Annotated in this window: 20 protein-coding genes and 1 pseudogene; 9 read left to right on the forward strand and 12 right to left on the reverse strand. The window is 69.6% G+C overall.

The genetic code is table 11. The annotated features are described in order from the left end of the window. Positions 1-12: 12 nt before the first annotated feature. From YIM_RS28700 to YIM_RS28740, 9 genes are read right to left on the reverse strand one after another with little or no spacing between them, the layout of a single operon-like run. A complete protein-coding gene (locus YIM_RS28700) occupies positions 13-963 on the reverse strand; it encodes a hypothetical protein (protein WP_153033294.1) in 951 nt (316 codons plus the stop codon). Further along, the gene (locus tag YIM_RS28705; protein ID WP_153033295.1) at positions 960-1,805 is read right to left on the reverse strand and encodes a hypothetical protein; all 846 of its coding nucleotides are present in this window, start codon (positions 1,803-1,805) and stop codon (positions 960-962) included. Before YIM_RS28705 ends, YIM_RS28700 begins: the two co-directional genes overlap by 4 nt. After that, positions 1,802-3,301: a hypothetical protein gene (locus tag YIM_RS28710; protein ID WP_153033296.1), complete on the reverse strand. Its 1,500-nt coding sequence runs from the start codon at positions 3,299-3,301 to the stop codon at positions 1,802-1,804. The genes YIM_RS28705 and YIM_RS28710 overlap by 4 nt, the downstream gene beginning before the upstream one ends. Next, a complete protein-coding gene (locus YIM_RS28715; RefSeq protein WP_153033297.1) occupies positions 3,298-4,527 on the reverse strand; it encodes a hypothetical protein in 1,230 nt (409 codons plus the stop codon). The genes YIM_RS28710 and YIM_RS28715 overlap by 4 nt, the downstream gene beginning before the upstream one ends. Beyond that, positions 4,524-5,267, reverse strand: a complete 744-nt coding sequence (locus YIM_RS28720) for a hypothetical protein (RefSeq protein WP_153033298.1) — start codon at positions 5,265-5,267, stop codon at positions 4,524-4,526. Before YIM_RS28720 ends, YIM_RS28715 begins: the two co-directional genes overlap by 4 nt. Then, complete coding sequence (locus YIM_RS28725) at positions 5,264-5,479, reverse strand: hypothetical protein (protein WP_153033299.1); 216 nt, start codon at positions 5,477-5,479, stop codon at positions 5,264-5,266. Before YIM_RS28725 ends, YIM_RS28720 begins: the two co-directional genes overlap by 4 nt. Further along, positions 5,476-5,850, reverse strand: a complete 375-nt coding sequence (locus tag YIM_RS28730; protein ID WP_153033300.1) for an SsgA family sporulation/cell division regulator — start codon at positions 5,848-5,850, stop codon at positions 5,476-5,478. Before YIM_RS28730 ends, YIM_RS28725 begins: the two co-directional genes overlap by 4 nt. Beyond that, on the reverse strand, positions 5,850-7,925 hold the full coding sequence (locus tag YIM_RS28735) for a type IV secretory system conjugative DNA transfer family protein (RefSeq protein WP_153033301.1): 2,076 nt from the start codon (positions 7,923-7,925) through the stop codon (positions 5,850-5,852). The genes YIM_RS28730 and YIM_RS28735 overlap by 1 nt, the downstream gene beginning before the upstream one ends. Further along, positions 7,925-8,185, reverse strand: coding sequence for a helix-turn-helix domain-containing protein (locus YIM_RS28740; protein WP_153033302.1), 261 nt, complete (start codon positions 8,183-8,185; stop codon positions 7,925-7,927). The genes YIM_RS28735 and YIM_RS28740 overlap by 1 nt, the downstream gene beginning before the upstream one ends. A gap of 193 nt (positions 8,186-8,378) precedes the next feature. Between YIM_RS28740 and YIM_RS28745 the strand changes: the two genes are divergently transcribed. Both YIM_RS28745 and YIM_RS28750 read left to right on the forward strand, forming a co-directional pair. Then, the gene (locus YIM_RS28745) at positions 8,379-8,762 is read left to right on the forward strand and encodes a GntR family transcriptional regulator (protein ID WP_153033303.1); all 384 of its coding nucleotides are present in this window, start codon (positions 8,379-8,381) and stop codon (positions 8,760-8,762) included. Positions 8,763-9,114: 352 nt separating this feature from the next. Continuing rightward, entirely contained in the window at positions 9,115-10,302 is a 1,188-nt protein-coding gene (locus YIM_RS28750; RefSeq protein WP_153033304.1) for an XRE family transcriptional regulator, read from the forward strand. Here YIM_RS28750 and cutA read toward each other — a convergent pair. After that, positions 10,258-10,578: a divalent-cation tolerance protein CutA gene (gene cutA, locus YIM_RS28755; RefSeq protein WP_153033305.1), complete on the reverse strand. Its 321-nt coding sequence runs from the start codon at positions 10,576-10,578 to the stop codon at positions 10,258-10,260. The two genes, YIM_RS28750 and cutA, sit on opposite strands and share 45 nt — an antisense overlap. A 72-nt stretch (positions 10,579-10,650) precedes the next feature. Here cutA and YIM_RS28760 point away from each other — a divergent pair, with 72 nt between their 5' ends. After that, positions 10,651-10,887, forward strand: coding sequence for a hypothetical protein (locus YIM_RS28760; protein WP_153033306.1), 237 nt, complete (start codon positions 10,651-10,653; stop codon positions 10,885-10,887). A 1,178-nt stretch (positions 10,888-12,065) separates the two neighbouring features. Here YIM_RS28760 and YIM_RS28765 read toward each other — a convergent pair. Next, positions 12,066-13,109, reverse strand: coding sequence for a GlxA family transcriptional regulator (locus YIM_RS28765; RefSeq protein WP_370468895.1), 1,044 nt, complete (start codon positions 13,107-13,109; stop codon positions 12,066-12,068). Between the two features lie 136 nt (positions 13,110-13,245). Between YIM_RS28765 and YIM_RS28770 the strand changes: the two genes are divergently transcribed. From YIM_RS28770 to YIM_RS28790, 5 genes are all read left to right on the forward strand, one after another. Beyond that, positions 13,246-14,172: an NADP-dependent oxidoreductase gene (locus YIM_RS28770; protein ID WP_153033307.1), complete on the forward strand. Its 927-nt coding sequence runs from the start codon at positions 13,246-13,248 to the stop codon at positions 14,170-14,172. Between the two features lie 185 nt (positions 14,173-14,357). After that, positions 14,358-14,612: a hypothetical protein gene (locus tag YIM_RS28775; RefSeq protein WP_153033308.1), complete on the forward strand. Its 255-nt coding sequence runs from the start codon at positions 14,358-14,360 to the stop codon at positions 14,610-14,612. A 155-nt stretch (positions 14,613-14,767) separates the two neighbouring features. Next, positions 14,768-15,820 carry an NADP-dependent oxidoreductase gene (locus YIM_RS28780; protein WP_228004072.1) on the forward strand — a complete coding sequence of 351 codons (1,053 nt, stop codon included), beginning with the start codon at positions 14,768-14,770 and terminating at the stop codon, positions 15,818-15,820. A gap of 48 nt (positions 15,821-15,868) precedes the next feature. Further along, positions 15,869-16,471: a TetR/AcrR family transcriptional regulator gene (locus tag YIM_RS28785; RefSeq protein WP_153033309.1), complete on the forward strand. Its 603-nt coding sequence runs from the start codon at positions 15,869-15,871 to the stop codon at positions 16,469-16,471. Positions 16,472-16,914: 443 nt separating this feature from the next. Then, complete coding sequence (locus tag YIM_RS28790; RefSeq protein WP_153033310.1) at positions 16,915-17,367, forward strand: nuclear transport factor 2 family protein; 453 nt, start codon at positions 16,915-16,917, stop codon at positions 17,365-17,367. An 86-nt stretch (positions 17,368-17,453) separates the two neighbouring features. On the opposite strand, the gene YIM_RS28795 is transcribed toward YIM_RS28790, so the two are convergent. Further along, complete coding sequence (locus tag YIM_RS28795) at positions 17,454-18,071, reverse strand: zinc-binding dehydrogenase (protein WP_228004073.1); 618 nt, start codon at positions 18,069-18,071, stop codon at positions 17,454-17,456. Between YIM_RS28795 and YIM_RS49370 the strand changes: the two are divergent. Beyond that, positions 17,953-18,915 (forward strand): annotated as a pseudogene (locus tag YIM_RS49370) (C40 family peptidase). The gene YIM_RS28795 and the pseudogene YIM_RS49370 sit on opposite strands and share 119 nt — an antisense overlap. Positions 18,916-19,037: the final 122 nt, after the last annotated feature.

Raw genomic sequence — 19,037 nt, forward strand, 5'->3', positions numbered from 1 at the left:
CGACTTGGTTGATCATGAGTTGGCCTTGGTGGTGCTGATATCGGTGATGACGTGGAGGTGAGTCGGTTGCTCTCGGAGTTCCTTGAGCACGGTTCCGGCTGTGCCTCGGGACACGTCGGCGGTCTCGGCGAGTTGGTCGACCGTCGGGAGACAACCGACGAGGGCCTGGTACTTGCGGGCTTCGCGCAGCGCGCGATCCCGCTTCGGCGACGGCGCTGGACGATCCGGCTTCCCGGGCTCCGGCTCGACGATCGGCGGCTGCTCGGGCTGAACGGGCGACACCGAAGCAACTGGACGTTCAGCGGTGCTCGATGCGGGAGTGGCGTCCAACGGCTTCGGCTGGACGGACTCGGGCTGGACACGCGACGACTGGACACCAGGACGCGCCAGCGAGCTGGACTGAACAGCCTCCGCCTGGACGGTCGACTCCGGCGACACTCCGGCCGCGCGCCCGGCGGCGAAGTTCAGCGGCGAACCTGCCGTGTCGCTCAGGGCGGTGGACGGCTTCCGGGCGGACGGACGCTCAGAGCTGAGCATGAACAACAGGTGCGCCACGATCGCCGCCGCGATCGCCGGCCACGCCCCCACCCCGAACCGCAGCACATCCGGCGGCGGATTACCCACCCCAGCCGAAGCGGTCGCCCCCGCTGGCACGGCGGTGGTGAAGTCGCCGACGAAGTACATCGCCTGCGCCAGCCCCGACAACCCCGCGGCCAGGATCACCACCGCCCACGCGTAACCGCGGCCCTTCGTCAACCGCGAGGTGGCCGCGTAGGCCACGATCGCCAGCCCGTCAGTGATCAGCGGGTACGTCCAAGCCACGCTGCCCGGCACACCCGACACCCGCACCACCTCGTACAAACCGTGCGCCGTGGCCACCGCGGCGCTGATCGCCACGATCAGACCCGGCAGCCACAACCCCGCCGACGACCACGCGCCCGGCTTCGACTCGGACTTGCTCATGGCTGCTCCCACAACTCGGCGGTGGCGTCGCCCCATTCGATGGCGCGGTCATCGGCCTGCCAGCGGGCAATCTGCTCGGCCCGCTCGGCGTCCTCCCGGCTGGTCTCGCTGTGGCGCACCGCGCCATCGGCGGCATCGACTGCCTGGCCGCAGTCGGTGACCTGCTGGGCCAGTGACGCCGCAGCCTCATCGGCAAGCACGCCGTCGATTCGGTCGAGCAGCGCGGGGTCGATGCGATCGGCTGCTGCCTGCGCCGCAGCCGCCGCGTCCTCGACCCGGCGGGACAAGGCGTTTGATCCCGTCATCGCCACCGCTTCTTGGACCGGACGGGAGGTCACCGCGGACTGCGCCAGGGCCACCGCGCCGGACAACAAGCTGGCCACCCCCGCTCCAAGCACGGGCTGGCCTTGGTGGTGGTTCTGGCGTGCGGCATTCTCGGACGTCGGCGGGGCGGGCACGCCTGCCTCGGCAAGGCGCTGACGCGCGGCCGGAAGCTCCGTGCTCCAGAAGTACCCCGCGGAGTCGGCCTCTTCGGCCATGCAGGTCGCGCAGTGCTCAACGCTGAGGTTGCAACCCGAGAGGTGGTCACCGATGTCCTCGCCGCGACGGATGATTACCTGGGCGTCCTGGACGCTCATCGCCGCCGCAGCGGCGGCAACCTCAGCATTCCTCTGGGCGTGGTGCTCCTCGGCGTCGAGCTCCATCTCGTAGTCGACCAACTGGTCGTACTGCTCCGGTGTGACCCCCACGCGAGCGAGATCCTCGTCGGTGATCTCTCCCTCGGCCAGCGAGGCCACCGCCGCCCGTACCTGGTCGATCTCGGAGCTATCCGGAGTGCTCACTGCTGCTCCCACCCTTCGGCGGTGTCGTCGGTGTGCTCGGCGGCCTCGTCCTCGGCGTTCCAGCGCGCGACGCGCTCGGCGCGGTCGTTGTCCTCCCTGGCGGCCTCGGCCTCACACACGGCGTGCTCGGCGTCGCTCACGGCCTGCCCGCACTCGCTGATCTGCTCGGACCGTGCGGCCTCGTCCTCGGTGTTCTCGCCGCGCTGCACGGCCTGCTCGGCGGCGTCAACCGCCTGCCCGCACTCGGCGACCTGCTCCCCGAGCTGCAGCTGGTTGTCGTCGACCCGGTCCGCTGGCGCGTTGTCGTCGTCGGCGAGGTGGCGCCACGGTGCGTCGACGCCGTCGATTGCGTCCTGTATGGCACGCAGGACCTGGGTTTCGTTGTGGCGCAAGGTCCGCGCCACACGGCTGGCCGAATCGACCGCCGATAGCCGGTTCGCGGTGCCGGGGTCCATGCCGTGGCGAGTCAGCCATCCGAGGTTGCGCTCGGCTTCCTCGGCCATCGCGGTTCTCGTTGCCTCGTCGACATCGTCGAACCTGAGCAGTCCGTCGTAGAGCCCATCCGGACCGACGTAGTTCTCGCCCTCGACGGCGGCTGTCGCCGCGGCGGCGCTGGCGTCGGCGTCGGCGACCTCCTCCGGCAAGCCGTCGCGGGTGCGCTGCACCAGCCCCGAAATAGCGTGCAGCGCCACCGGATTACCGCCCGCCGCCGTCGCCACGGCAGTGTCGACGTCGACACCCTGGTTGCGCAGGGACACAAACTGGCCCAGCGCGGCTTCGGCGACCACGTCGGCCACGGCGTAGTGCCGGGCCCGTACCGGGTCCGCCTCGCGATCCTCGACGCTGCGGGCGAACCGGGCGACCACGTCGCGCACACCAGGAACACCGGTGACCTGATTCAGCGCCGCCTGCTGATCCGCACCCTCGTCGCGCGCGGCGAGGTATGTGTCGATTCCGGCATCAACCTGTGCGGCCACGATGCTGTGCCGGGCTCCGGTTTCCCGCAGGCCGGCCAACTCGACCCCGTCGGGCATGACGGTGCCGTCGTCGAAGGTGACCAACGCCGCACGACCGAACGGGCCCTCGGGGCCGTCACCGCGCCAGCCCACCAGGGATTCGCGAAAATCCGCGATCGCCGAACCCGCATCACGACCGGCGGCGACCTGCTCGACCAGCGCGTCGAACCGATCACACACCGCTTCGGCCTGCTCCGGGGCGCCCACCTGCACCCGCACCGTCCGGGCCGCGGCGGTTTCGGCCGCAACCCGCCCGGCCTCGGTCACCGGGACACCGGCCTGGGTCAGCAGCTGGTACCAGCCCACGGTTTCCGATCCGACCCGCGACGCCCGGGTCATCCGCGCGGCGATCTCGCGCGGGCTCAGGCCCTCGGCCTGCCACGCCTCATAGGCCGCGAGAGTGCCCAGGCCAACCTGCTCGTACTCGCCGAACGTGCGGCCTTCCTCCCGCTGCGCGGCGGCTACCAAATCCTCGCTCACCGCAGCTCCCACCCCTCGCCGTCGTCGTCGGCCAGCTCGGCGGCCTCGTCCTCGGCGTTCCAGCGGGCGCAGCGCTCCGACCGCTCCACCTCCTCGTCGGTGTCGGCGGCGGACTGCACCGCGTCCTCGGCCTCGTCCACGGCCAGGCCGCACTCGGCAACCTGGTCGTGCAGCGGTGCCGGGCCGTCGCTCCAGGGGTCCCGCGCGTCAGCGGAGTCGTCGTAGCGCTCGGCGATCGGCGTGGGCAACTCGTCCGGCTCGATACCCAGCTGGGCGGCGAGTTCGCTGCGGTCGGCGCCGAGCACGCGCTCGTAGGCGGCCCGCAGCACGTCGTCGTCGACGGCCACCTCAACGTCTTCCATGGTCACTTCTTCGACCGTGCTACCGATCGCGTCCACATCGGACCACTCGCGCTCCGGGGCTTCCTCGCGGAGGTCCTCGGCTACGCGGCGGATCGCGTCGGTCAGGTCCATCTGAGCGTCCTGGGTCATCGCCTGCTCCTGCAGTCCGGTCACGGCGAGCGACTCGCCGCGACCGAGGTCGTCACGGATGATCTGGTCGAACTCGCCCGGGCTCGTCCCGAGCTGGTCCATCTGCTGTTCGAACACGAGGTCACGCAGGATGTGCGCGGTTCGCTCGTTCCGGGGCGGGGGCGCCGAGGTAACGTCGTCAACTGCGAACTCGGCGGGCACGTGCAGGCTGTCGATCACCTGCTCGCGGGCTTGCTCGAAGGTCAGGCCCGCCATCAGTGCGCCGTCGTACTCGTCCACCACCGACTGGGCCACCGGGGCCGCGCGCAACGCGTGATAGGCCTCGTCGCGCTCCACCCCGACCGCGACCAAGTCCTCGACGTAGTCCAGGGCCTCGCGCACGATCTCGTTCACCGGCGCGTCCCGATCGAAATCCGGGCGCGCGACCGGGGCGGGCCGATCCCACTCCGGCCGGCGAGGCACCTCGATGCCGTGCTCGCTCAAATCCCGCGCCAGCACATAGGCGGCCTCACCCGCGGCGTGGTCGCGAGCCATCTCGACGTCCCAGCCCTCACCGCGACGGCGGGCGTAGCGGGCCAGCGCGTCATTGGTGACCGACAACGATCCGGCGGCCTGCCGGTGCGCGGCGGCCTCGTCCATGCCCTCGGCGCGCAGCCGCTCGAACTCGGTCACCGCGTCCCAGGCCAACATGCGCAGGTACTCCTCATGCGAACGCGGACGGATCATCGGAGTCATCGCCGACCACCACCCGCACGACGACGCGCGGCCTCGGCGGCGCGGGCCTCGGCGATCACGTCCTCATCCGGCTCCGGCGCGGCAGTGGTGCGGTCGGCGCCCCACCACGCGGCGATCGCCGCCAGCGCCTGCCCGGACGGAACCCCCGGGCCAGGCCGGTGCAGCTCACCACCGACCTGGTGCTGCTCCAGCGAGCAGTTCGCCGTCGACGCCTTGATCCGCTTGACCACACCGGGGCGGTAGCGGTCGTGCCAGTCCGCCGCCCGCGCCGTCGTCGCGTCCTTGTCCACATAGGACGCGAGCCAGGAACGCATCAGGCACAGCAGTTCCTCGACCACGTCGGGGTGCCACCACCAGCACTCCGTCAACACCGCGGCGCCGTCTGGGTAGCGCAGGAACACCCGCACCAGCCACACCGACAGCTCGGACAGCACTTCCTGCGCGTTGCCCGGGCCGTCGACGTCGTCGCCGTCGGCCAGGTTCAGCCAGGACAGCGGACTCGTGCGGGTCTCCTGCTCCGGATTCACGTGTTCTGCCAGCGTTTGCACCACGCGGGCGAGCTTGGTCACCTGCTCGGGCAGCGGCGCGACCTCGTCGTGCAGACGCTTGACCTGCTCCGGCAGCGGGGCAACCGCCTCCAGTGCCATCCGCAGGCCCTCGACCTCGCGGGCCAGGCCGGCCACCGCGCCCGCGCTCGCGCATCCCGCGTGCTGCGGGGCGTTGTTGTTCTCGGTGCTCATCGGGGCACCTCCACCAGGTCGAACCGGGCCCGGAGTTCGGCCCACTGGGCGTGGTGGCGGCCGTCGGCAGTGTGGTACTGGCCGTCCGTGCCGGGGCACCAGCGGCGCATCAGGTCGTCGCGCACCGGCGGCCGGTCGGCCGGAACCGCCGTGCCGGGGCACAGGTCCGCGACCAGCCACACCCGCGGCCGGGAGTTCGTCGTGGGGTTCACAGCGCCACCCCCGGGAACTCGGCGGTGTCGGCCCAGTTCAGGAACCGGGACTCGGTGCCGGGCCGGACCACGACGTGGCTCAGCTCGACCACCGAGGTCAGGTCGGCGCGGCGGAACACCGCCCACCCCTCGCCGTCCGGTGTGGACAAATCCAGCCAGGCCAGCTCGCCGCGGGCGTTTACCCGCACGTCACCGACACCGGCGGTACCGGTGCGCAGGCCGTCGGCGAGCAGTTCGCGGGAGAGCACCCAGTTCTGTCCACCGGCCTTGCGCGGGAACCGCAGCGTGATCGCGAACGGCTCGCACGGGCTGTACCGCACCGACACCTCGGCGGCGCCGCAGGGCAGCAGAGCGGGAATCTTGATCCGCATCACCGGTCACCGCCCGGCGCGTCGTCGCCATTGCGGTGGTTCAGCCGCGACAACTGGTCGTCGACCTCGGCTTCGAGCACCTTCAGCGGGGTCTGATCGAGGCGAACCGTCGTGCCCAGCACCACGCCCTGCCCCGGCTCGGCCTGCTCCGACACCGCTGCGGTGCGCTCGGCACGCCGGCGGGCCGTCCACTCTTGGTAGCGCTGCATCCACTGCTCCACGCGCACTCCGGCGGCGTCCATGACCGCGCCGAACCGGAACGCGGCGTTCTCCCGCAGCTCGACCCAGCGCGCCCAGCGCGTCGACCACACGTCGGCCAGGTCCTCCCAGCGCTCGCGGCGCTCCAGGGCCTTGACGTCGCCGCGCTTCCAGGCCATCTGCAGCTTGCCCACCGCGGCGGGCATCCCCCGGCGCACGATCACCGCGTGCAGCTCCGGCAACTGCGCGATCTGCCCCGGCGAGAGCACCGGCACCCGCTGCGGCGTCCGCCCCGTGATCCGCCCGCCGGCGTCCTCGGACTCGACCAGCTCGTGCCGGTCCGACGTGAGCAGCGAGTACGCCTGCAGATCATCGGAGGCGCGGGCACCGGCCAGGATCAGCACCGTCGCCGAGTTCGTCATGATCGCGTCGCAGCCGGTGTCGCCCCACCGCGCGCGCAGCTGCGCCCGCGACTGCGCACCAATGTGGATCGTGACGTTGCGGCCGCCCATGTCCGCGGTCCAGTCATCCAGCGGAACCGGGCAGATCAGCGCCGCCTCGTCGAGCACCAGCGTCAGCGCCGGGTCCAACCGGCCGCCCGGGGACTCGTTCGCGATCCGGCGGGCCTCCCGCGCCAGGTGCGCGGTCAACGCCGCCACCAACGGAGCGGTGTGCCCCTCCTGCGCCCCCAGCATGTACACCGTCGCCCGGGACTCCAGCAGCTCGGCCACATCGAAGCTGCCGCGGTGCGCGGCGGCCTTCGCCGTCGGATCGGTCAGCCACCCCAGCGCGGGCATGATCGTCGTGGTGATCGAGGACCGGGTGCGGTCGTTCGTGGTGAAGAACTGCTGGGCCGCGGTCGCGAAACTCGGCTCCGGCGAACGGCGCAGCAGCCGCAGCACCTCATCCGCCGAACCCTCCGGATCCGCCACCCACTCGGCGACCTCGGCCATGTCCAGCTCGGCCAGCGCCGCGGCGTGCAACAAGGTCGCCAGCACCCGGCGGGCCTGCGCCACCCAGTGCTCCCGCTCGTCGCTTCCACCCTCACCGGCGAGCAGATCGCCCGCCCGGTGCGTCGCGGTCACCGGATCCGTGCACCCGGTCAGCGGATCGAACGTGATCGTCGAGGGCAGCTTGCCCAGCCCGGACGAGTTGAACACGAACGTCGGCCCGGCCTTCGCCTCGCGCAACTCCGAGGTCAAGCTGATCAGGTCCGTCCGGGTCGAGGTGGCGATCACCGCGCCCGGCGCGTCCAAGATCCGGCACGCCAGCTCCCCGGTCTTACCCGAGCGCGGGCCGCCGAACCGCAGCGTCACGTCTTCACACGGCGACCAGATCCGCTGGTGACCCACCTTCGCGATCGCCGTCGCGTACTCGGTCACCGGCACCCGCCGACGCGACCACCACATCAGCCGCCGCAACGACGGCTTGAGCACCTTCGCCTTGCGCCGCATCGCCCGCTTCGAGGCCACCCGCCAGATCTGCCAGCGGCTGGCCACCCCGCCGTTGCGGCGGGCACGCCGCGACCAGCGGCCGATCAGCCCCCGCGTGCCGCCGTGCTTGTGCGCCGCCAGCGCCAGCACCACCGCCAGCACTGGGCCACCCAGAATCAGGCCCCACGGCCACAGCTCGTAGCCCGGCGTCGCCTCGGGCACCCAGCCCAGGAACCACACCGACAGGCCCACCAGGCCGCCGGCCACCGTCGCGAGCTTCCCGGTACCGGAGTTCACCTGCTCGACCACACCCGACAGCGCGGCCACCACACCCGCGACCACGAACCACGGCCAGACCACAGCCACGCCGAGGTCCACGTTGCTCAACGTGACCCCGATCAGAATCAGAACTGCCGCTACCACGACGGCGCCGAACGTGCGCATCAGGCCGCACCCCCCGTGGCGAACTCCGACGATCCGGCGGAGTCGTCGACGGTGTCGCCGCGCGTCACGGCGGCGGACTCGCAGTTGGCCAGGTACTCCTCGACGGCGGCGCCCTCGATGCGAATGGCGCCCTTGCCGACGCCGATTCGGATGGCGCGCAGCGCGCCCGACTCCACGGCCCTGTAGATGGTGGCCACCGAGACGTCGAGTCCGGTGGCGATCGTCTTCACCCGGTACTTGCGCGTACGCTCTACCTGCATCGTTTCTCCAAGGGTTGCGATGTGCGCCCCGGCCGGTGTTCCAGCACCGACCGGGGTTTCTTGTTGCATGAGAACTCGCGGCGACTGCCGCAAAACCTGAGAACAGAGACAGCTTAGCCGTCTTAGACGTCTAAGACAACCCGCTGGGTCGCGCCCGGCCGCCTTGCGGACCGAGGCTTCTACACTCACCGGCATGCAAACCTTCGGCGCCGATGACCCCCGCCCGGCGTACTTGCAGCTCGCGGACAAGATCCGGTCCGAGATCGACTCCGGCGCGCGCCCCCCTGGCGATCAGCTGCCGACCCATCGGGAGCTTGCAGACCAGCACGGCGTCGCAGTCGAGACCGTAAAGAGAGCACTCGGCCTTCTGCGAACCTCCGGCCACATCGTGTCCAGACAGGGCAAGGGCTCGTTCGTTAGCGAGCGGGCCGAGGATGGCCCCGCGGTGCTCTCTCAGAACGGCGACGTAGCCGAGTTGCTCGCGTCGGTGAAGGCGGAACTCAGCCAAGTGCGGCGGCGGCTCGACGTGATCGAAACGCGGCTGGACGGCCTGGGCTCCGGTACTGATGCTCGCTGATCCGTAGTCACGGATTCGCCAGACCTGGATGGTGTTGCGGCTGTTGATGTTCTCGCGCATGACGCAAGAAAACCTCTGGTTGCGGGGGTGAAATAAGGCCGAAATGAGTACCCATGATGGGTAAACTCGCGAGTAACCTGCCGAATTCTTGGGCTTGACCGGGGAGGATGGAGACGTGACACGCCAGCGACCTGCAGATCAGCTCACCGCCGACGTCCTGGCGCGCCCAGAGTTCGCGGACGCTTGCGCGTGCCGCGACCTAGGCCAAGTCTTGCGCCTGGCGAAGCAGTGGGGAGGGGTCGGTTTTTCGGCGTCGCATCTCGCGCGGCGATGCGAGATGACCGTCTCGCGCGTGCAGGACTACATCGCTGGTCGAGTGAGGGCCCAGCGAGTTGAAGTCTTCGAACGGGTTGCCGACGGGCTGCGCATCCCGGGCAAGATGTTCAACCTCGCGCCAAGACCCTGGGAAGCCGGAGGTGTGTCGCGCTCGGACGTGACCTCGCCCTCCCAGCCCGAGAACGGAGAAGCACCTGTGTTGCGTCGCGAGTTCGTCAAACTTGGAGCTGGCTTGGCGGCCGGAACGTTCGGCAGCTCCGTGGCCGGTCGCCCATCCGCTGTAAGCGGATCGCGAATAGGACTCAGCGCATTAGCCGAGCTGAGGGCGAATTCGACCAGGCTTCGCAGTCTTGACGATCATCTCGGGGGCGCAGAGACCTACCGACTGTATGTCGCCGAAGTCCAGCGCACCGCAGCTCTTCTCAAGGCGAAGAGCTTCTCCGGTGAGATCCGCCGCGAGTTGCTGCAGCTGTTCGCCGAACAAGCGCAACAAGCCGGATGGGCGGCTTTCGACGCGGGCTGGCACGAGAAGGCGGCTCGCCTCTACGACACGAGCTACGCCGCCGCGCGGGACGCGCGAAATGAGGAACTGGCGGGAAATGCGCTGGCACACCAGGCGTATCAACTCGTCTCGACCGGAAAACGCGGTGTCGACGCCACCAACGCGTCAGTGGCTATTGCTCGGGCAACGGCGGATCCGGCGGTGAAGTCGCTGCTGTACCAGCGGGCCGCGTGGACCCACGCCCTGGCTGGCGACGCTCGGCGCACCGGAGAGCTTCTCGGGTTCGCGGAGAATGCCCTCACCCTTCCTTTTGCAGCCGATCAAGGGCCGGGTTGGGCGGCCTGGGCGCACACCCCGACCGAGTTGCAGATCATGGCCGGGCGGTGCTGGACCGAGCTGCACAAACCACTGCGCGCCGTTCCAGTCCTGGAAAATGCCATGACCTCGTACGCTGACAGTCACGCAAGGGACAAGGCACTCTACTTGTCCTGGCTGAGCGAGGCGTACATCGACGCCGGCGAAGTCGAGCAGGCCGCTGCTGTAGCCAATCGTGCGCTCGACCTGTCCGCGGGCATCGCCTCACCGCGGCCAGCACAGCGACTTGACGCTGTGATTGACCGATTTGCGCCATACCGGGCTGCGGCTGAGGTCGAGGACCTACTGGCTCGTCGTCCGATCAACCCAGGCAAGGTAGGGCTCTAGTCCAGCCGCAAGCGGGATTGCCGTGATCTCCGGATTCGTCCATTCGTGGTTCTCCACCAGGAAGCGCTCCAGGTCGCCGTACCGGCCGCTGGTGGTCTTGAGAACTGCTTGCCATTCCTCGCCGGAACCGAACTCGCCCTCGTGCCAGAACACGCTTTTTACGGGCCCCACTACCTGACCACCTGCCGCCAGGCGGGCCTCGACGGCACCTCGGGCCAACCTGAACGCGACAGCTTCGTTCGGCGCCGCAACCTGCACTTGCCAGACGTCACTCATGGTTCGAGCCTACTCACTGGTGATCCACAAAGCTGACCATGGCGGCGTCCTGGTGGTCGGTACCGTGTACTCATGGCCGACTTTCCTGACATGCAGTCCCCGCGCTCGATCGCTGCGACAGAGCTCGCATGGCTCCACGAGAACGTTGACCACACCGACGTCGCCGGCCGGGCAGCCCTCGGCAGCATTGCGGCACAGCTTGCGGTGGCTGATGAACTCGCCGAGGTGCGCGCGCAGTTGAGGGCGTTGGCGCGTAACGCTGACAAGTGGAGCGCGGAGGGACTCGGAGTCGCCAAGATGCCCTATTGAGGTAGGGCACGCCACGGCAGTCCCCGCGTCGTCCGCTCGCCCATATGAGGACATCAGGAGGCGAACCGCTGGACCAGTTATGGACCACAACTGCGGCGCAACGTGCGAAACCTGCAAGTCGCTTCGACTCCAGAATCGACAGATTTCACTGTTATTGCAGGTCAGGGCCCACCACATAGACCTGGGGGTCAAGGGGTCGCAGGTTCAAATCCTGTCAGCCCGACCGGTAGCGGAAGCCCGCTGACCACGGACACACGTCCAGGTCAGCGGGCTTTTTCGTGCCGCCGTGTTGATCTTGATTCGTCTGTCCATTGTGGTCTGGCAGCCTGCCAACAGGGTCAAGCCGGAGCGAAACTGGAGTGGATCATGGTCGGCATCGCCCAGACGGCCATCTGGGGTCGCGGAGACCGGTCACCCGAACGGTTAGATGTGTCAACCGTCCTAAACTGACCTGAACCCGGACGGGGCGGAGCAGTTGACGCTCGTTGAGGCCGGTTCGCGACCGTCGTGATGGCCGCAGCGCCGTTGATGTCGATTCCGGGAGGTTCCCGCGGGCCGCTCGTGCCGGTTCAGGCCGGCTGGCGGGAACGTCGAGATCCCACTCCCCCAGACACCACCACTGGACAGAGCTGCGACCCGCCACCGCGATGGTGACGGGCCACAAGTGCGAGTAGCAGGAGCCAGGCGGCAGGGAGAGCCAGATGCGCATTGAGCGCCTGGGAATGCGTCTCACGCAAGCAGGTCAGCGCCTCGACCCAGCGCCGCTGCAAAGCCTCAAGGAGGCGGACTTCGACCTCGGGGCGACGTGAGAGTAGACCTCGCGCATCGCGTCCGGGATCCGATGCCCCAGCCGGAGGGCCTGAGCGACCTCGGGCAGGCCGTCGGCGATCAGCCAGGTCTTCTGGCTGTGCCGCAACCCATGAAAAGTCAGGTCAGGTTTCACCGGCCGCACCCGGACACGGGGACGGACACGGGCAAGATTGCCATCAGCAGCGGGGCGCATGGCGCGCCGGGAGAAGTTCGAGCGGCGCAGCAACTCCACCAGGAACTGCGGCAGGGATCGTCCGCGCTGACTCGGCGGTCTTGGGCGGGCCGAGTTCGAAGTGACCACCGGCAGCGGATGATCAGGCGGATCCCGGCCGGCCCGCGGAGCGGGTATGTGCCGCGCTGATGTGTCCTCAGACGCCCGCTTCCACCAGGTCGTCGGTATGGAAGGTGCGGCGGTAGGAGGCGGGTGAGACACCGAAGGCGGTGCGCATGTGAGCGCGCAGGGAGTTGGCGGAGCCGAAGCCACAGCGGTGGGCGACCAGGTCGATGGACAGGTCGGTGGTCTCCAGCAACTGCTTGGCCAGTTCCAGGCGTTGCGCGGTGAGCCACTGCACGGGGGTCATGCCGACCTCGTCGCGGAAGCGGCGGGTGAAGGAGCGCAGGCTCATCCGGGCGTGTTCGGCCAGGCGGTTCAGGGAGAGGGGTTCGCCGAGGTGTTCCAGGGCCCAGGCGCGGGTGGCGGTGGTGGTGGCGACGGTGGGTTCGGGCACCGGGCGGTCGATGTACTGGGCCTGGCCGCCGTCCCGCCAGGGCGGGACGACGCACATGCGGGCGGCGCGGTTGGCGGCGGCGGCGCCGTGGTCGCGGCGGATCATGTGCAGGCACAGGTCGACGCCGGCGGCGACGCCCGCGGAGGTCAGGACGTCGCCGTCGTCGACGAAGAGAACCTCCTCGTCGACCTTGACGCGGGGGTAGGCGCGGCGGAACTCGGGGGCGAGGTGCCAGTGGGTGGTGGCGGGCCGGCCGTCGAGGAGGCCCGCGGCGGCCAGGACGTAGGAGCCGGTGCAGATGGACACCAGGCGGGTGCCGGGCCGGATGCCGGCGATGGCCGCGGTGACCTCGGGCGGCAGCGGGCAGCCGCGGCCCAGCTCGGGCATGGCGTGCGTGGGCGGGACGATCACGGTGTCCGCGGCGGCCAGGGCCTCGGGACCGGCCGCGGGCTGCACGGTGAACCCGGCGTCGCTGAGGACCGGGGCGCCGTCGGCGGTGCAGACGGTGACCTCGTACAGCGGGCGTGAGCCGGCGTCCAGGACGCTGCCGAAGACGCGGGAGGGGATGCCGAGTTCGAAGGGCGGGACGCCGGGCAGGGCGAGGACGGCGATGCGGTGCCGCCCGGCCGCGTCGGCGCTCGGGTCGGGGCGGGGGCCGGTGCACGGCCTCTGCATCTCACTCATGGCCAGATCCTGTCACATAGTGGCCAGACGGCCAACACCATGGTGGGGGCGGGTGCCGGATCGTGGACTGCGTCGCGCCGGGAAGGGCCCGGGCGGCCGGTATCCGATCAAGACGGAAAAGAGTGAGGCGGACAGCATGCGTGCGGTGGTCGTGGAGCAGTGGGGCGGACCGGAGGTGCTCGTGGAGCGTGAGGTCGCCCGGCCCGAGCCGGGACTGAACGAGGTCCTGGTGCGGGTCCACGCGGCCGGTGTGAACCCGGTGGACTTCAAGACCCGGGCCAGCGGGGCCCTGATCGAGTGGGGCGAGGTCCCGGCGGTCGGCTGGGACGTCTCCGGCACCGTGGAGGCCGTCGGACCGGGCGTGGGGATGTTCCGCCCCGGGGACGAGGTGTACGGCATGCCGCTGTTCCCGCGACAGGCCGGCGCCTACGCCGAGTACGTCGTCGCCCCGGCCCGCCACCTCGCGCCCAAGCCGGCGAACCTCACCCACGTGCAGGCCGCGGCGCTGCCGCTGGCCGCGCTGACCGCCTGGCAGGCCCTGGTGGACACCGCCGGGGTGCGCGCGGGTGAGCGGGTGCTGGTGCACGCGGCGGCCGGCGGGGTCGGCCACCTGGCCGTGCAGATCGCCAAGGCCCGCGGCGCGTACGTCATCGGCACGGCCAGCGCCGGCAAGCACGACCTGCTGCGGCAGCTGGGCGCGGACGAGGTGATCGACTACCGCACGGTCCGCTTCGAGGACGCCGTCGGGGACGTGGACGTGGTGCTGGACGGGCTCGGCGGCCAGAACGCCGAGCGGTCCCTGACGGTGCTGCGCCCGGGCGGCCGGCTGATCACCCTGCCCGGCCCCGACGACGTCCCCGCCGACGTCCCCGGCCACGTGCGGGCGGTGTGGATGCTGGTCGAGCCCGACCACCTGGGTCTGCGCGAGATCGCCGCACTAGCCGAGCGGGGCGCGCTCACGCCCGTGGTCGAGACCGTCGTCCCGCTGGCCGAGGCCGCGAAGGCACACGAGATCGGCGAGCTGGGCCGCACCACCGGGAAGATCGTCCTGAGCGTCGCCTGACGCCGGCCGCCCCGGCCGGGCCGGCTGCGGACCCGCGATGCGGCCACGCCGCTCCTCCACTGCGGTCCGCCCCGCCTGCCGGTAGCCCGCCGGAACCGAAGTCATGGACAGGGTTTGCGGCTGTCCGTTGTCCGCACTGCCGGACTGGATGTTCATGCCGAGTTGCGCGGTGGTGGGGCGTCAGGGTGGCGGTGGTGCTGATGTGGATGATCGCGGTGATCGGGTCGCCGAAGACGAGTTCGTGCAGGTATGACCGGCTCCAGCGCGCCCTGTCCGACGGTGGCGTTCGCGGCGCCGAGGCCTACGTCGATGGCGGCGGCGAACTTCTCGTTCTGCACCATGATCAGCAACTCGGCCTTCGTGGACGCGTACAGGTAAAGAGTGCCGTTCGCGACGTCGGCCCGGTGGGTGATCGAACAGTTCGCGGGCTGCGGTCGTGATGCGCTCACGCTTGGCCTGTTTGGCCCGCTCGCGGCGCACGATCGGCATGTGAACCGCGTCCCATGGGACCTGCCTTGCAGCAATCCTGAGTAGACTCATAATTGAGTGCAATCGGATTAATGGAGTGCGGCTAGGCCCCAGATGTCACGCCGAAGTGGCTGATCTGGCCTCACGCCTGGATAAACAGGATGAAGACAAGGAGTGGTGTCCCATGCGAGCGTTCGTCGTCACCAAGTACAAGGAGCCGCTGCAAGAGGCGGACGTCCCCGAGCCCACCGTGGGGGAGCACGACGTGCTCGTCCGGGTGGAGGCCGCCGGACTGAACCCGCTGGATGAGAAGATCCGCGCCGGTGAGTTCAAGCAGATCCTGCCCTACCAGCTGCCGCTGATCCTGGGCAACGACGTCGCGGGCACCGTCATCCGCGTCGGGACGGCGGTTCGCGGCTTCAAGCCCGGGGACGAGGTCTACGGTCGGCCCCACCAGGACCGCATCGGCACGTTCGCCGAGCGCATCGCCGTCGCGGAGGGCGACCTGGCGCTCAAGCCCGCCTCGATCGGCATGGACGAGGCCGGCTCGCTGCCGCTGGCGGCGCTCACGGCGTGGCAGGCGCTGGTGGAGCGCGGGAAGGTGCGGCCCGGGCAGAAGGTTCTCATCCACGCCGGCGCCGGCGGGGTCGGTTCGATCGCGATCCAGCTCGCCGCGCACCTCGGCGCGAGCGTCGCCACGACCGCCAGCGGTTCCAACGCGGACTTCGTGCGCGCGCTCGGCGCGGACACGGTGATCGATTACCGCACCCAGGACTTCGAGCAGCTCCTGACCGGCTACGACCTGGTGCTGGACAGCATCGGCGGGAAGACTCTCGAGAAGTCCCTGCGGGTGCTCAAGCCCGGCGGCAAAGCCATCGGGATCACCGGTCCCCCGGACCCCGCGTTCGCCCGCGAGGCCGGCCTGAACCCGCTGATGCGCCTGGCGGTCGCAGGCCTGAGCGGCAAGATCCGCAGGCAGGCCAAGAAGCTCGGGGTGACGTATGAGTTCCTGTTCATGCGCGCCAGCGGCGACCAGCTCCGCCAGATCACCACTCTCATCGACCAGGGCGTGGTGCGTCCGGTCGTGGGAAAGGTGGTCGGCTTCGACCAGACCCCGCAGGCGCTGCAGTCCCTGTCCCAGGGTGGCATCCGCGGCAAGGCCGTCATCGGCCACAGCTGACCCGCCGCAACCGCGACGGGCGACACAGAACGCACGAGGACACCACCCATGTCTGCCGCCTCCCAGCCGGTCGGCCGGCGCGAGCGGAACAAGCAGGAAAAACTCGACCGCATCGTCGCTGCCGCCAGTGAGCTGTTCGCCGAACACGGCGTCGATGAGGTCACGACCCAGCAGATCGCCGACAAGGCCGACATCGGCACCGGGACCCTGTTCCTTTATGCCAAGACCAAGGGCGAACTCCTCCTCCTTGTCCAGAACGCCAAGTACGTCGAAGCACTTGAGAAGGGCCGGGCGGACGCCGAGACCGTCCCAGGCGTGCTGGACGCGGTGCTGGCGATCGTCCGTCCGATCGTCGAGTGCAACCGCATCCAGATCGACAACGGACGCACCTATCTGCGAGAGATGGTCTTCGGCGACCCCGAGGAGCCCCGGCACGGCGCGGCACTGGCCATCGTCGCGCAGACCGAGGAGGCCGTCGCCGCCGTGCTGCGCCGAGACGAACGGGTCGCCGAGGGCGACGCCGCGACGCTGGCACACATCGTGTCCGCCGTGATGTTCCTCAGCATGGCGGCGGGCGTGAACATCGCCTTGAGCGTCGAGGAGATCGTGCAGGACATCCGCAGGCAGGTCGACGTCCTGCTGCCTCGCTGAAGCGCGGCCCCGGCCTCAGGCCCAGGCGACCATCCGGGTAGCCCTCGGCTGCAGCATGGCCCGAATCCCCAAATGGCAGGTCATCCGGCCGTTGCTACCCATACCGGCATGACTGGACGGGTGGGGCGGCCGGCCGGAGGACTACCGCCACCGCGTGCTGCTGGGATTCCGGAAATTGCCCACCTACGTGGCGTCGAGTCCCCGTCGCACAGTCCCTGTCCGCAGGATTCCGGGTCGAGGCCCGTGTGGTGCGGTCAGGGCTTTGTGGGTCGATTCAGCGTCCCAAAGGACTCCGGCGACAGCAGATGCCCCAGTGCCGCGATCCAGGTAGGTGCGGGCCTTGCCTGGGAGTTCTCACCAGTCGAGCACCCGTGTCCCGGACAGGGTCAGCCCGTTCTTATAACCTCGGCCCGAACCGTCCCCCACCCCGAAACGGCAAGCACATGACCGTCGGCAGCACCGATCTCGGCCAGACCATCGACGCCTTTGTGGCCTCCTTCAACGACCCCAACCTCGACCGGGTCATGTCCTTCTTCGCCGAGGACGCCCGCTACCTGCCCGGCCGCGGCCCCGAACTGCGCGGCCTCCCCGCGATCCGGGCGGCGTTCGCGCCGCAGTTCGCCGGCCGCTACGGCGCGATGACCTTCGACGTGTACGACCGGGTGATCGACGAGTCCCGTGCCCGGGCGACGATCCGATGGGCGTGCCGGTTGGACCTGACCGGCGCGCACGGCAAACGCGCGATCCCGCCGCTGCGGTGGTTCGCCCGGCTCCGCTACGGCGGCCGCGTCCAATGGCACGGCCTGGACGTCTTCCACTTCGACTCCGCCGGGAAGATCACCGGCAAGTTCACCTACGCGACCTTCCGCCTGCCGCTCTGGGAACGGGCACGCTGACCATCCGCGCCGACGAGCGTGATCAGCGTTCTCCTCTACTGCAGACCTGAACTGTCGCGACGCGCGCTCATGCCGAGAAGCAGATGTCAGCGTGTACCGCGAGGCCGGGCCGAGGGCTCGTCCCGGTGGCGGCTACCGGGTCGCTCTCGCGCAACGTGGTTTGGTCGAGCAGTTGCCGTTTGTGCCACCACGGCCGGCTGTTTCTGGTTGTGGCGGCACTGTGCGCGGGTCGCTGTCCCGGTACGTCGTGCGGCCGGTGCCCACTCGGCAGGCCGAGCACTTCGGACGGTCACCACGATCTTGCCCCGGATACCGCCGTCTTCAAGCGCCCGGTGTGCCTCGGCGATGTCAGCCAGCGGGAACGCGCGGTCCACGAGGGGGCGTAGTGAGCCGTTGTCGGTCAACCGGGTCAGCTCGGCGAGCAGATCGTTGTACGGGTCGCCGCGGAAGAACCGCACCCGCCGCCGACCGTGCACTGTGGACGCGAGTACGTACCCCCGTGACGCCATGATGTGGTCCCGGGCACGGACGCCCACCGACCCGCCCGGACTATCCGAACGAGCCGCAGGCTGATTCTTCACGATCGTGCTGACGGCGCCGACATCCAGGCACTGGCACAGCGTTCCGCCTGGACGTTCCTCGGCGACATCGACCGCAACCCCGAGCGGGAGGTCTTCTACGAAGCGAAGTTCACTGATCTGCACGCCCGACGGCACACCGACCGGTACGGCGCCGGGCTTGACCGCCGAGCAGCTGGGCAACGCGGCCACCGTCGTCGCGGTCGGCAAGCAGATGAGCGTTCCCGAGCCGGGCTGGGTGGTCGCGATCGCCGCCGCGATGCAGGAATCCGAACTGCGCAACCTGCACCACGGTGATCGCGACTCGCTCGGGCTATTCCAGCAACGCCCCTCGAAGGGGCTGGGGCACCCCGGCACAGGTAACCACGCCGGCCTACGCGGCGACGAAGTTCTTCGAACACCTCATGGCCACACCGAACTGGCAGGCGATGAGCGTCAACGACGCCGCGCAAACCGTGCAGGGCTCGGGATTTCCCAACGCCTACGCCCAGCACGAGGACAAGGCACGCCTCATCGTCGCCGCCGTGTCCGGGGTGCGTTGTGGACCCGCGATGGCCGGAACCGGTGACTGCAACAACATCCAAGCACCCACCGTCGCCGCGATGACCGCGATCAACTGCGCTTGCGGGCAACGGGGGCTGCCCTACGTCTGGGGAGGTAACGGACCCGGCGGCGGCCACGCCGGTTTCGACTGCTCGGGCCTGACCAAAGCCGCCCACTGCGCAGCGGGAATCACCCTGCCACGCACGGCACACACCCAGTTCCACGCCGGGCCACGGGTGCCCGACAACCAGCCGCTGCTCCCCGGTGACCTCGTCTACTACGGCCCCGCATCCAAGATCCGGCATGTCGGGCTTCACCTCGGCGACGGCAGATGATCAACGCCCCCACCTTCGGCCGGCCCGTGCAGGTCGACAACTACCGCCATCCCGGCGACGGCTACACACGCGCGACACGTCCAAGTAGCTGACGTGTAGTTTCCGCGCAAGGATGACAGTTTCCGCGTGTAGGTGATGGTTGTCCGATCTTTTGATCAGGTACCGCGGAAAAGGGCACTCCGCTGGTTCCCAAGGATGACCGCTTCTGTTCGGT

Origin of the sequence: Amycolatopsis sp. YIM 10 (assembly GCF_009429145.1) — a bacterium.
In the GTDB taxonomy this organism is placed as follows: domain Bacteria; phylum Actinomycetota; class Actinomycetes; order Mycobacteriales; family Pseudonocardiaceae; genus Amycolatopsis.

Bases quoted from the DNA above. Each gene is read 5' to 3' on its own strand.
- YIM_RS28700 (WP_153033294.1), bottom strand. From the start codon at position 963: ATGAGCAAGTCCGAGTCGAAGCCGGGCGCGTGGTCGTCGGCGGGGTTG.
- YIM_RS28715 (WP_153033297.1), bottom strand. From the start codon at position 4,527: ATGACTCCGATGATCCGTCCGCGTTCGCATGAGGAGTACCTGCGCATG.
- YIM_RS28720 (WP_153033298.1), bottom strand. From the start codon at position 5,267: ATGAGCACCGAGAACAACAACGCCCCGCAGCACGCGGGATGCGCGAGC.
- YIM_RS28730 (WP_153033300.1), bottom strand. From the start codon at position 5,850: ATGCGGATCAAGATTCCCGCTCTGCTGCCCTGCGGCGCCGCCGAGGTG.
- YIM_RS28735 (WP_153033301.1), bottom strand. From the start codon at position 7,925: ATGCGCACGTTCGGCGCCGTCGTGGTAGCGGCAGTTCTGATTCTGATC.
- YIM_RS28740 (WP_153033302.1), bottom strand. From the start codon at position 8,185: ATGCAGGTAGAGCGTACGCGCAAGTACCGGGTGAAGACGATCGCCACC.
- YIM_RS28745 (WP_153033303.1), top strand. From the start codon at position 8,379: ATGCAAACCTTCGGCGCCGATGACCCCCGCCCGGCGTACTTGCAGCTC.
- cutA (WP_153033305.1), bottom strand. From the start codon at position 10,578: ATGAGTGACGTCTGGCAAGTGCAGGTTGCGGCGCCGAACGAAGCTGTC.
- YIM_RS28760 (WP_153033306.1), top strand. From the start codon at position 10,651: ATGGCCGACTTTCCTGACATGCAGTCCCCGCGCTCGATCGCTGCGACA.
- YIM_RS28765 (WP_370468895.1), bottom strand. From the start codon at position 13,109: ATGAGTGAGATGCAGAGGCCGTGCACCGGCCCCCGCCCCGACCCGAGC.
- YIM_RS28770 (WP_153033307.1), top strand. From the start codon at position 13,246: ATGCGTGCGGTGGTCGTGGAGCAGTGGGGCGGACCGGAGGTGCTCGTG.
- YIM_RS28785 (WP_153033309.1), top strand. From the start codon at position 15,869: ATGTCTGCCGCCTCCCAGCCGGTCGGCCGGCGCGAGCGGAACAAGCAG.
- YIM_RS28790 (WP_153033310.1), top strand. From the start codon at position 16,915: ATGACCGTCGGCAGCACCGATCTCGGCCAGACCATCGACGCCTTTGTG.